The sequence below is a fragment of the Pectobacterium sp. 1950-15 genome (genome assembly GCF_037136835.1).
In the GTDB taxonomy this organism is placed as follows: domain Bacteria; phylum Pseudomonadota; class Gammaproteobacteria; order Enterobacterales; family Enterobacteriaceae; genus Pectobacterium.
Genome location: NZ_JBBBQR010000010.1, coordinates 1 through 13,110 on the forward strand (window position 1 = coordinate 1; position 13,110 = coordinate 13,110).

Annotated in this window: 8 protein-coding genes; 7 read left to right on the plus strand and 1 reads right to left on the minus strand. The window is 53.2% G+C overall.

Annotated features, from left to right (window positions below; all coding sequences use genetic code 11):
* The 5 genes from WCT94_RS12595 to aceK form a co-directional block, all read left to right on the plus strand.
* Positions 1–415: YjaA family stress response protein (locus tag WCT94_RS12595; RefSeq protein WP_336869828.1), on the plus strand; the 415-nt coding region annotated here is incomplete at its 5' end.
* A gap of 122 nt (positions 416–537) precedes the next feature.
* On the plus strand, positions 538–1,467 hold the full coding sequence (gene metA / locus WCT94_RS12600; protein WP_180779201.1) for a homoserine O-acetyltransferase MetA: 930 nt from the start codon (positions 538–540) through the stop codon (positions 1,465–1,467).
* Between the two features lie 281 nt (positions 1,468–1,748).
* Positions 1,749–3,347 carry a malate synthase A gene (gene aceB / locus WCT94_RS12605; RefSeq protein ID WP_336869829.1) on the plus strand — a complete coding sequence of 533 codons (1,599 nt, stop codon included), beginning with the start codon at positions 1,749–1,751 and terminating at the stop codon, positions 3,345–3,347.
* A gap of 30 nt (positions 3,348–3,377) precedes the next feature.
* Positions 3,378–4,685, plus strand: a complete 1,308-nt coding sequence (gene aceA, locus WCT94_RS12610) for an isocitrate lyase (protein WP_015841904.1) — start codon at positions 3,378–3,380, stop codon at positions 4,683–4,685.
* A gap of 49 nt (positions 4,686–4,734) precedes the next feature.
* Entirely contained in the window at positions 4,735–6,510 is a 1,776-nt protein-coding gene (aceK, locus tag WCT94_RS12615; protein ID WP_336869952.1) for a bifunctional isocitrate dehydrogenase kinase/phosphatase, read from the plus strand.
* 274 nt (positions 6,511–6,784) lie between these two features.
* On the opposite strand, the gene iclR is transcribed toward aceK, so the two are convergent.
* Entirely contained in the window at positions 6,785–7,615 is an 831-nt protein-coding gene (iclR, locus tag WCT94_RS12620; protein WP_015841902.1) for a glyoxylate bypass operon transcriptional repressor IclR, read from the minus strand.
* A 191-nt stretch (positions 7,616–7,806) separates the two neighbouring features.
* Here iclR and metH point away from each other — a divergent pair, with 191 nt between their 5' ends.
* Together metH and WCT94_RS12630 are read left to right on the plus strand one after the other, a co-directional pair.
* Positions 7,807–11,490: a methionine synthase gene (gene metH / locus WCT94_RS12625; RefSeq protein WP_336869830.1), complete on the plus strand. Its 3,684-nt coding sequence runs from the start codon at positions 7,807–7,809 to the stop codon at positions 11,488–11,490.
* 547 nt (positions 11,491–12,037) lie between these two features.
* On the plus strand, positions 12,038–12,994 hold the full coding sequence (locus WCT94_RS12630; RefSeq protein WP_336869953.1) for an AraC family transcriptional regulator: 957 nt from the start codon (positions 12,038–12,040) through the stop codon (positions 12,992–12,994).
* Positions 12,995–13,110: the final 116 nt, after the last annotated feature.

Consider the following 13,110-nt stretch of genomic DNA (forward strand, 5'->3'; position numbering starts at 1 on the left):
CGCTATTTGGGAGTGCGTGAGGAAGATAAAACCGTCAGGAAGACCAATTATGAATCTCTATATCCAAATCCGTAAAAATCAAATCACAGTACGCCACCTTGGTACGCAGCTTGAAGCTTCGACGCAGAGTGCATTCAGCAATAATAGGATCCTGGTTGCTGATTTTATGGCTGCTTCTAAGGCATTGCGAAGTGTTATCCGTCAGGTTACTCCCTTCGATTGGCGTAGCTGGTTCAGGAGCACGACTCTACTGATTCACGCACTGGAAATGAATGAAGGAGGGCTTTCTCCTGTAGAGGAGCGCATACTTCAGGAGATCACCGTGATGAGCTGTCGTAAATCCAGACTCATTGTTATTTCTAGCGCTGTTCCCCTGAGTGATTCTGACGCGCTCAAACGTATTCAGCAGAAGTAGTAGGGGGCTCGTGAAACATTTTCACCTTATGCGCTGAGCGCTCGACATTAGTACGAAAACTCGCTATCTTCGGGCATCTGGATGTCTAAACGTTTAAACGTATGCTTTGAGGATATAAGGTTATGCCAATTCGGGTTCCTGATGAGTTACCAGCCGTCAATTTTCTGCGTAATGAGAACGTCTTTGTCATGACGTCCTCGCGTGCTAAAACGCAGGAAATTCGTCCCCTCAAAGTGCTGGTGCTGAACCTGATGCCGAAAAAGATCGAGACTGAAAACCAGTTTCTGCGCCTGTTATCCAACTCTCCCCTACAGATTGATATCCAGCTGTTGCGTATTGATAGCCGTGAATCAAAGAATACGCCGGCCGAGCATCTGAATAACTTCTACTGCGATTTCGACGATATTCAGAACGACAATTTTGATGGCCTGATTGTGACGGGCGCACCGTTGGGATTAGTCGATTTCTGTGATGTTGTTTATTGGCCACAGATCGCGCGTGTCATCGAGTGGGCAAAAGAGCATGTTACCTCCACATTATTCGTGTGTTGGGCTGTGCAGGCTGCTCTCAATATCCTCTACGGCATTCCAAAAATGACCCGTAAAGAAAAGCTATCTGGCGTTTATTCGCATCAAACATTGCAACCCCATGCGTTGTTGACCCGCGGGTTTGATGAAACGTTCCTGGCTCCACATTCTCGCTATGCGGATTTCCCGGTTGATGTGATTCGGCAGCATACAGATTTGGATATTCTGGTTGAGTCGGAGCAGGCTGGCGCCTATCTGTTTGCCAGCAAAGATAAGCGCCTGGCGTTTGTTACCGGACACCCAGAGTATGATGCCCTGACGCTAGCGGGAGAGTTTTTCCGTGATTATGACGCCGGATTGGATCCGGCTGTACCGGTTAACTATTTCCCTGACGACAACCCTGAACTGGCACCTAAAGCGAGCTGGCGTAGCCACGGCCATCTGCTTTTTGTTAACTGGCTGAATTATTATGTCTACCAGATTACGCCTTATGATTTACGTCGAATGAACCCTACGCTGGATTAATCCATCTCCCTTCTTTTCTCTAAGGCACCTTTAAGGTGCCTTTCTTTTTTGTGCTGAATCATTTCATTTCTTCTAATGAGTGAAAGTCATTTCTTTTCTCTTCCTATTTTTATCTTCATTTTTATTAATGGCTTATGATTAATTTTATATAAAAATGGAAATTGTTTTTGATTTTTTTTTTCTTGTATTACGCTTAATTCTGTCGGCTAAGAAATGTACATACTGGTTTGCCGATTTGGCGGTTGTTGATGAATGAAGCGGAATCTGAAAAGGAACCACGAATGATGCAGCAGACGATAAACAGAGAATTGGCGTTTAGTCAGCGTTTTGGTGAAGGTGAGAAGCAAATTCTTACGGAGGAAGCGATTGATTTTTTAACGGAGCTGGTTGCGCATTTTACACCGGCACGTAATCAGTTGCTCGCCGAACGGCAGCTCCAGCAGCGTAATATCGATCAGGGTAAGCTGCCTGATTTTATTTCAGAAACGGCTTCCATTCGTGATAAGGCGTGGACAATACGCGGTATTCCCGATGACCTTCAGGATCGTCGTGTTGAGATTACCGGCCCGGTTGAACGCAAGATGGTAATCAATGCATTGAATGCCAATGTGAAAGTTTTCATGGCGGACTTTGAGGATTCTCTGTCACCGGGATGGGAAAAGGTCATCGACGGGCAAATCAACTTACGGGATGCCGTACGCGGTACGATTTCCTATATCAATGAAGCAGGAAAAATTTACCAGTTGAAGCCCAATCCTGCCGTATTGATTTGCCGCGTGCGCGGTTTGCATCTGCCTGAAAAACATGTGTCCTGGCAGGGGGAGGCCATTCCTGGCAGCCTGTTTGACTTCGCACTGTATTTTTTCCACAACTATCAGGAATTGCTGAAGAAAGGTAGCGGCCCTTACTTCTATCTGCCCAAGACGCAGTCATGGCAGGAAGCGGCCTGGTGGAATGATGTTTTCTGCTATACGGAAGATCGTTTTGACCTGCCGCGCGGGACGATCAAAGCGACGGTGTTGATTGAAACATTGCCTGCCGTTTTCCAGATGGACGAAATTCTCTATCACTTACGCGATCATATCGTTGGGCTGAACTGTGGCCGCTGGGACTATATATTCAGCTATATCAAAACATTAAAGAACCACGGCGATCGCGTTCTGCCTGACCGCCAGTCGGTAACGATGGAAAAACCTTTCCTTAGCGCTTACTCACGACTGTTGATCAAAACCTGCCATCGCCGTGGCGCGTTCGCCATGGGTGGGATGGCGGCGTTCATCCCAAGTAAGGATGCGGAACGCAATAACTGGGTGTTGGATAAGGTACGTAAAGACAAAGAGCTGGAAGCTCACAATGGGCATGATGGCACCTGGGTGGCTCATCCGGGGTTGGCCGATGCGGTGATGGAGGTGTTCGATCGGGCGTTAGGTGGGCGTAAAAATCAGCTCGATATTCGCCGTGAACAGGATGCGCCTATTCGCGCTGAGGAATTGCTGGAGCCTTGTCCGGGCGAGCGCACGGAAGTGGGGATGCGCGCGAATATTCGCGTTGCGGTGCAGTACATCGAGGCATGGATATCCGGCAATGGCTGCGTCCCGATTTATGGGCTGATGGAGGATGCGGCGACGGCAGAAATCTCCCGCACCTCAATCTGGCAGTGGATTCGCCACGGCAAGACATTGAGCGATGGTCGAGTGATCACCAAGGCGCTGTTCCGTCAGATGCTGGCCGAAGAGATGTTTGTGATTCAGGAGGAGCTCGGCGATGCCCGTTTCAGTGGAGGGCGCTTTGATGACGCCGCCCGGCTGATGGAGCAAATCACCACGCAAGATGAGCTGATCGACTTCCTGACACTACCTGGCTACGCACTGCTTGATTAATCCTGACTGATAATAAAAGGAACCTCTGCTATGACGACCTCTCGTACCCAACAAGTCCAGCATATTGAAAAAGAGTGGAAAACCGCCCGCTGGGAAGGGATTACGCGCCCCTACAGCGCAGAAGATGTGATTAATCTACGGGGTTCGGTGAACCCGGAATGTACGCTCGCGCAGCTCGGTGCTGCGAAGCTGTGGAACCTGCTGCATGGTGACGCGCGCAAAGGTTATGTGAATTGCCTGGGCGCGCTGACAGGCGGACAGGCTTTACAGCAGGCGAAAGCGGGCATTGAGGCGATTTACCTTTCCGGCTGGCAGGTGGCGGCGGATGCCAATCTGGCGTCCAGTATGTATCCCGATCAGTCGCTCTACCCAGCGAACTCCGTGCCCGCAGTGATTGAACGCATCAATAATACGTTTCGGCGTGCCGATCAGATTCAGTGGGCGAACCACATTGAGCCGGGTGACAAGCGTCATACCGACTACTTCCTGCCGATTGTGGCGGATGCGGAGGCGGGATTTGGCGGCGTGTTGAATGCGTTTGAGCTGATGAAATCGATGATTGAAGCGGGTGCTGCGGCGGTTCATTTCGAGGATCAACTGGCATCAGCGAAGAAATGCGGGCACATGGGGGGCAAGGTGCTGGTGCCGACGCAGGAAGCCATTCAGAAACTGGTTGCGGCGCGTCTGGCGGCGGATGTCTTGGGTGTGCCGACCTTACTGGTTGCGCGAACCGATGCGGATGCAGCGGATTTGCTGACTTCCGATTGTGATGAGTATGACCGTGATTTCATCACCGGAGAACGTACGGTGGAAGGCTTCTATCGCACGCGAGCTGGAATTGAGCAGGCAATCAGCCGCGGTTTAGCCTACGCACCGTATGCCGATTTGGTGTGGTGCGAAACCTCAACGCCGGATTTATCGCTGGCGCGTCGTTTTGCCGAAGCAATCCATGCGAAGTTCCCCGGTAAGCTGTTGGCGTACAACTGTTCACCTTCCTTTAACTGGAAGAAGAATCTGGATGACAGCACGATTGCGCGTTTTCAGGATGAGCTGTCGGCGATGGGCTACAAGTACCAATTCATTACGCTGGCCGGCATTCACAGCATGTGGTTCAACATGTTCGACCTGGCGCATGCCTATGCGCAGGGTGAAGGGATGCGGCACTACGTAGAAAAAGTGCAACAGCCTGAATTTGAGGCGATTAAAGACGGCTATACCTTCTCATCACACCAGCAGGAAGTGGGTACCGGCTACTTCGATAAGGTGACGAACATCATTCAGGGAGGCGAGTCTTCAGTGACGGCGCTGACGGGATCGACGGAAGAACAGCAGTTCTGATCCTGACCCGGTCAGTGTTCGGCTGGCCGGGTTTCATCTGGAGATCATGATGACGCGTGACCTTGAAAAGTTGGTGGCGCAGACGATCCTACAAGGATTTGATGCGCAATATGGACGTTTTCTTGAAGTGACGGCGGGGGCGCAGCAGCGCTTTGAACAGGCTGACTGGCCTGCCGTACAGCAGGCGATGAAACAGCGTATTCACCTATACGATCACCACGTTGGTTTGGTGGTCGAACAGTTGCGCTGTATTACCGGTATCCGCTGCGATGATGCGGATTTTTTAGCGCGCGTGAAGCATATCTACACCCGCTTACTGCCAGACTACCCGCGTTTTGAGATTGCCGAGAGTTTCTTTAATTCCGTCTACTGTCGGCTGTTTAACCATCGGGAACTGACGCCGGATAAGTTGTTTGTTTTCAGCTCTCAGCCTGAACAACGTTTTCGTGAGATTCCCCGACCTATCGCCAAGACGTTTGTGCCCACTGACGGTTGGCAGAACATGTTGGAAAAGCTGCTGGGTGATGTGCCACTGCGGTTACCGTGGGAGGATTTACCGCGTGATATTGGCTATATCGTTACGTATTTACAGCGCACGTTTTCTGCGGAGCAGCTTGCTCAGGCGACGTTACAGGTGGCTAACGAACTGTTTTATCGTAACAAAGCGGCCTGGCTGGTGGGCAAGCTGTCGCTCCCTGACGGTATTGTTCCGTTCCTGTTGCCGATTCATCACAATGAACGTGGTGCGCTATTTATTGATACCTGCTTAACCAGCCAGGCGGACGCCAGCATTGTGTTTGGTTTCGCCCGTTCTTACTTCATGGTGTATGCCCCGCTGCCGTCTGCGCTGGTCGCCTGGCTGCGGGATATTTTGCCGGGGAAGACGACGGCGGAGCTTTACCTGGCGATTGGCTGTCAGAAACACAGTAAAACTGAGTATTACCGTGAATATTTGCACTACATTGCCGAATCAGAAGAGCAGTTCATCATCGCTCCCGGCGTGAAAGGGATGGTGATGCTGGTGTTTACGCTGCCTTCTTTCGATCGCGTCTTTAAGGTCATCAAAGATCGTTTTGCGCCACAGAAAGAGGTGAGTGCGGAGCGGGTCATGGCGTGTTATCAACTGGTGAAAGAACACGATCGCGTCGGGCGTATGGCGGACACGCAGGAATATGAAAACTTCGTCATTGATAAGCACCGTATTAGCTCGGAACTGCTGGATGAACTTTGGCGTGAGGTGCCGGATAAGCTGGAAGATCTGGGCGATCGGTTGGTGATCAGGCACTTGTACATGGAACGCCGGATGACGCCGTTGAATCTCTATCTGGAGCAGGCAAACGCACAGCAGTTGCATGATGTGATTGAAGAATACGGCAATGCGATCAAACAGCTGGCTGCGGCGAACATTTTCCCCGGCGACATGCTATTCAAGAATTTCGGCGTCACGCGCCATGGGCGAGTCGTGTTCTATGACTACGATGAAATTTGCTACATGACCGAGGTGAACTTCCGCAAAATACCGCCACCGCGTCACCCGGAAGATGAGCTGGCCGCCGAACCGTGGTACAGCGTCGCGCCGAATGATGTGTTTCCCGAAGAGTTTCCCCATTTCCTGTGTAGCGACCGCCACATTCGTACGCTGTTTGAGGAAATGCACGGCGATCTGTTTTGCGCGGATTACTGGCGAGCACTACAGCAGCGCATCCGGGAAGGGCACATTGAGGATGTGTACGCCTACCGACGCCGCAAGCGCTTCAGCCAGCGTGCTGATCCGCGGTACACAACTGCTGAGAAGGATTCTGGTTTTTGTCGTTATCCGGCGTAAAAAATTATGCAGCGGTGGGTTTGACCGCCGAGTGAGCGACAGGACGTCGCGAAAGCCAGTGCCGCGTATGGAACGCGTCACTGGCGGCTCGACTAGCGGTCAGGAACACCGATGGAACCGCGTCAGCGGCATAATTTAGCCGGAAAGCCTGGGTACACAGGGCGGCGGCGACTGAGCGCCCTGTGTCGGGCGCGTGCTACGAAGTAGCATGAAAATAACGGCACTATTGCGCACGAAACCTTCCACAGTCTGCATAAACATGCGCCTAAAAGGCTTATAACCCGCTGTATTCCTGCATCACCTGTTTCGCAGCTTTGATCACCAGCGCGCCGAGTTCTGTGACGCGGTCGTCCGTGATGCGAGATACGGGGCCAGAGATGGAAATGGCAGCGAAGGCTTCCTGATGTTCATCCAGAATACAGGCCGCGATGCAGCGTAGCCCCAGCGCATGCTCTTCATCATCGAAGGAGTAACCCTGCTTGCGAATCAGCGACAAATTTTCCTTGAGGGCTTGTGGCGAGCTGAAAGTGTGCGGTGTGTAGCCGTGCAGCCCTTTCTTGTGTAGCAACTGTGTGACCTGCGCATCGGGCAAATGCGCCAGAAACGCTTTCCCGGCACCGGAAGCATGCATCGGTAGCTTACCGCCGATCGGTGCAGACATACGCATCAGCGCCGTACATTGCACCTGATCGATGATGATCGCCTGACTGTCTGTCTGATCGAGTACAGCCAGATTGACGGTTTCGCCCGAGTCTTCCATCAACTTGCGTACTATCGGATGCACAATCGCCAGCAGGTTGCGGCTTTGCAGAAAGCTGCTGCCGACGATAAAGGCGTGTGAGCCAATCGTCCACAGCCCCAGATCGCCAACCTGACGCACAAAGCCCTGCTGCTGCATGGTGGTGAGTAGACGGTGGGTCGTGGAATTCGGTAAACCGGCCTGCTGAGCGAGATCGGTTAGCGCCACGCTGCCGTTGGCTTTGGCGATATATTCAAGCAACGTCAGGCCACGGGTCAGCGACTGAACCTGCCCGGTTGGCTGTGCAGCGGTTCCCGTGCTGGCTCTGGGTTTTTTCCCGCGTTTGGCTGGCTCTGGTGGCGTCATGGCATCGATTCCTTTTTGTGGTAATGGAATTGATTTTCGTTTTTTTACCACAGAATGCAACTCTTCTTTCTCTGTGTTTTTTATCGGCAAATGACCTGAAAAAGTCTCATGCTACACCGCGTCAGCGTGTTCACAACTTATGCTAGGATAGACACAACATATCGTATTTATTGGCCGAGAATGGGGTTCGCGTGAGTAATCGGGTAGACGAATTGCGGCGTCAGTTGGCGCAACGCATTATGGTGCTGGATGGTGGTATGGGAACCATGATCCAGGGTTATCGCCTGCAGGAAGCAGATTATCGCGGCGAGCGTTTTGCCGACTGGCCGAGCGATGTGAAGGGAAATAACGATCTGCTGGTGCTCACCAGGCCGCAGGTGATTAGTGAAATCCATGACGCCTATCTGGAAGCCGGTGCCGACATTCTCGAAACCAACACCTTCAACGCCACCACCATTGCGATGGCGGACTATGATATGCAATCGCTGTCGGCGGAAATTAATACCGTTGCCGCACAGCTCGCGCGTGCCAGTGCGGATAAATGGACGGCATTAACGCCGGATAAACCGCGTTATGTTGCCGGCGTGCTTGGCCCGACGAACCGCACTGCCTCGATCTCCCCCGATGTTAACGATCCCGCGTTTCGCAACGTCAGTTTTGATCAACTGGTGGACGCGTATCGCGAATCGACACGCGCCTTGATCGCGGGCGGCGTCGATCTGATTATGATCGAAACCATCTTCGATACCTTGAATGCTAAAGCGGCGAGCTTCGCGGTCGAAAGCGAATTTGAGGCACTGGGGATCGTCCTGCCAGTGATGATTTCCGGCACGATCACGGATGCGTCAGGGCGTACGCTATCCGGCCAGACAACCGAAGCGTTTTACAACTCTCTACGCCATTCGCGCCCGCTCTCGTTCGGTTTGAACTGTGCGCTGGGGCCGGATGAACTGCGCCAGTATGTCGCTGAGCTATCACGTATTTCAGAATGCTATGTGAGCGCGCACCCCAATGCAGGACTGCCCAATGCCTTCGGGGAGTACGATTTAGATCCGGCCGATATGGCGAAACATATCGGCGAATGGGCGCGATCCGGTTTTCTGAATATCGTCGGCGGCTGCTGTGGATCGACACCCGCGCATATTGCCGCGATGGCGAAAGTGGTGGAAGGCGTGCCGCCGCGTAAGCTGCCGGAGATCCCGGTCGCCTGCCGCTTATCCGGTCTGGAACCGCTGACTATCGATGCCAAGACCCTATTTGTTAACGTGGGGGAACGGACGAACGTTACCGGTTCTGCGCGTTTTAAGCGACTGATTAAAGAAGAAAAATACAACGAAGCGCTGGATGTCGCCCGTCAGCAGGTGGAAAGCGGCGCACAGATCATCGATATCAACATGGATGAAGGCATGCTGGATGCGGAAGCGGCGATGGTCCGTTTCCTGAATCTCATTGCTGGCGAGCCGGATATTGCCCGTGTGCCGATCATGATCGATTCCTCAAAATGGGATGTGGTTGAGAAAGGGCTTAAATGCATTCAGGGCAAAGGGATTGTTAACTCGATCTCCATGAAGGAAGGCGTTGAGGCCTTTGTCCACCATGCCAAACTGGTGCGGCGCTATGGTGCTGCCGTGGTGGTCATGGCGTTTGATGAAGTCGGTCAGGCAGATACTCGCGCACGTAAAATTGAAATTTGTCGCCGGGCCTACCGCATCCTGACGGAAGACGTCGGTTTTCCACCGGAAGATATCATCTTCGACCCGAACATCTTCGCCGTGGCAACGGGGATCGACGAACACAACAACTACGCGGTGGATTTCATTGAGGCCTGTGCAGACATCAAGGCGCAACTGCCGCATGCGATGATCTCCGGCGGCGTGTCCAACGTGTCGTTCTCATTCCGTGGCAACGATCTGGTGCGTGAAGCGATCCACGCCGTTTTCCTCTATCACGCCATCCGCAATGGCATGGACATGGGGATAGTGAATGCCGGTCAGTTGGCGATCTATGACGATCTCCCCGCGGAACTACGCGAGGCGGTGGAGGATGTGATCCTGAACCGTCGCAGCGATGCCACCGAACGGATGCTTGAGCTGGCGGAAAAATATCGCGGCAGCAAAACAGAAGATGAAGGCAGTAAAACGCAGGCGGAATGGCGCGGCTGGGATGTGAAGAAGCGTCTGGAATATTCGTTGGTGAAAGGCATTACCGAATTTATTGAGCTGGATACTGAAGAAGCGCGTCAGCAGGCCGCACGGCCGATAGAAGTTATTGAAGGCCCGTTGATGGATGGGATGAACGTTGTCGGCGACCTGTTCGGTGCAGGGAAAATGTTTCTGCCACAGGTAGTGAAATCTGCTCGCGTCATGAAGCAGGCGGTGGCCTACCTCGAACCCTATATTGAAGCCAGTAAAGCCAAAGGTACGTCAGCCGGAAAGATCCTGCTGGCGACGGTAAAAGGCGACGTTCACGATATCGGTAAAAACATCGTCGGCGTGGTGCTGCAATGTAACAACTACGAAATTATCGATCTGGGCGTGATGGTGCCGACGGATAAGATCCTGAAGACCGCGCGTGAAGAGAAGGTCGATATCATCGGGCTGTCTGGGCTGATTACGCCGTCGCTGGATGAAATGGTCAACGTAGCGAAAGAGATGGAGCGTCAGGGCTTTACGCTGCCGCTGCTGATTGGCGGCGCGACGACCTCTAAAGCGCACACTGCCGTGAAGATTGAACAAAACTACAGCGGCCCGACGGTCTACGTGCAGAATGCGTCCCGCTCTGTTGGTGTGGTGTCAGCGCTGCTGTCTAGTACGCAATATGACGACTTTGTTGCGCGTACCCGTAAAGAGTACGAAACGGTGCGTATTCAGCATGCGCGTAAAAAGCCGCGAACGCCGCCAGTGACGCTGGAAGCGGCGCGCGCTAACGCCTCTGCGCTGGACTGGGAAAATTATACGCCGCCGGTTGCGCATCGTCTCGGTGTTCAGGAAGTGACGGCCAGCATTGAAACGCTGCGTAACTACATCGACTGGACGCCGTTCTTTATGACCTGGTCGCTGGCGGGGAAATATCCCCGCATTCTGGAAGATGAGGTGGTGGGAGAAGAGGCCAAACGCCTGTTTGCCGATGCCAATGCGATGTTGGATGACTTATCCGCACGTGGGGCGCTGAATCCTCGTGGGGTGGTGGGATTATTCCCGGCGAACCGCGTTGGGGATGACGTGGTGATTTATACCGATGAACGGCGCGACACGGTGCTGTCAGTCAGTCACCATCTGCGCCAGCAGACGGAGAAAACCGATTTTCCGAACTATTGTCTGTCCGACTTCGTGGCGCCGAAGTCCAGCGGTAAGCCAGATTATCTCGGTGCCTTCGCGGTGACCGGTGGGCTGGAAGAAGATACGTTAGCCGATCAATGGGAAGCTCAGCATGATGATTACAACAAGATCATGGTGAAGGCGATCTCTGACCGTCTGGCGGAAGCTTTTGCAGAATACCTGCATGAGCGCGTGCGTAAAGTTTACTGGGGCTATGCGCCGAATGAGAACCTCAGTAATGAGCTGCTGATTCGGGAAAACTATCAGGGGATTCGCCCTGCGCCGGGCTATCCGGCTTGCCCGGATCACACGGAGAAAGTGCAAATCTGGCAGCTGTTGGATGTGGAAAAGCATACCGGCATGAAGTTAACTGAATCCTATGCCATGTGGCCGGGCGCGTCGGTATCCGGCTGGTACTTCAGCCACCCCGACAGCAAATACTTCGCCGTCGCGCAAATCCAGCACGATCAGGTAGAGGATTACGCGGTGCGCAAAGGTATGGAAGTGAGTGAGGTGGAGCGCTGGTTAGCGCCGAATTTGGGTTATGATGCGGATTAAATTGCGACCTAAGTCGAGTATGACAACATCAACCTTGGAGAGGTTGTCATCTCAACTATGTCAGTGAGGGGGCGTTTCGTGCGTGATAGACCACATTATTTCTCTGTGGTACTAGCGCCACGCCCGCTCAGGGCGCTCAATCGCCGCTGCCCTGAGAACCCAGGCTTTCTGGCGAAATTATACCGCTGCGCGGTTCCTTCGGCATTCGAGAACGCTAATCGTGCCGCTAGTGACGCGCTCCCGGCGCGGCACTAGCTTTCGCAGCGTCCATGCTGCTCACACGGCGTCCTCGTCCGCCTCAGTATAATTTTTAACGCCAGTTGGAAAACAAAACTGATTAGCTCGTGGATGTTTTCTGCCTCTAAACCTGTCATCACATGAAACTCATTATGATGAGAATAGTTATCAGTCTTATTGATGCGTCTGTCTCGCAATGATAAGGTGATTAACAATCTCTGCGGCGAATATGTCGCTGCGTCTCACGCTATGTCCGTTAACTGCAGGCCTGATTCTGGGCGTTAAACAGGATGAGGGTATTTTCCCGCTCATGCTCAAACGACTCTTTTCCATTGAGGATTTCTTCGACATCGGTGAACGTTACGGGATTGATTACCACTTCCCGCAGCTGTCGTCTTGCCGCGATCGCACGAAAGAAAAGCGTATCGTGGTGCAGGGGGATGTCGAAGAGATGACGCTATCTTCCGGTATTTGCCTGACGAATTCCAATGTGCGCGTGTTGCAGCCTTACGAATCGACCTCTTTGCACTGCTGCCCGTTTTATACGCTGGTGGTGCTGGAAGGGTGCGTCGCGCTGCGCCTGAACGGTAAAGAATTTGTTGTGCGATCGGGCATGGCATTCAGTACCCGGTTGGGCGACCCGCTAGTCATGAACGCCAGCCACCTTGCGGATTGCCACCTTCGCACCGTATCGCTGGGTATTTTTCCCGCCACTTTTGCTTTGGATCCGCTGTTAGGCTCGCTGCTGAACGAGTGGGAACAAGGGGGAAATCCGACGTTTTTATGGCAGGTTCCCGGCTACTTGTTATCTGGGTTGCAGCACGCGCTGGAAAACACTACGCCGGGATTATCGCGCCAGATGATGTTGGAAGGCGTGATGCTACAGCTGCTGGGGCAAGGCCTGTCATTCGGGCAACGTGGCGGAGAACGGCGCGTATTGCCTCCGCCCGGCGAACAGGAGCGGCTGGAGAACGTTCGACGGCGTCTGGCACAACAGCCTGAAAAAGAGTACACCCTTAATGAGCTGGCGCAGCTGGCCGCGATGAGCAGCAGCAGCCTGCGTACCAAGTTTCGTCAGGCATATGGTCATTCGGTCTTTGACTACCTGCGCGACTGCCGGCTGGAATTGGCCCGTCGCTATCTGGCGCAGGGATACAGCGTGCAGCAGGCGGCCTGGATGTCGGGCTACCAGCACGCGACCAACTTTGCCACGGCTTTCCGGCGGCGTTATGGTATTGCGCCAAGCGATGCGCGCATGGTCAGCTAACGCTTCCCTTTATCACTCCTCTGAACCTTATTGATGTCAGAGGCTGCCTGCCTGACGCTTTCCCACTGAGTTCCCGTTTTGTCATTACGCATACGCACGCTGTCACTGCGCATAGC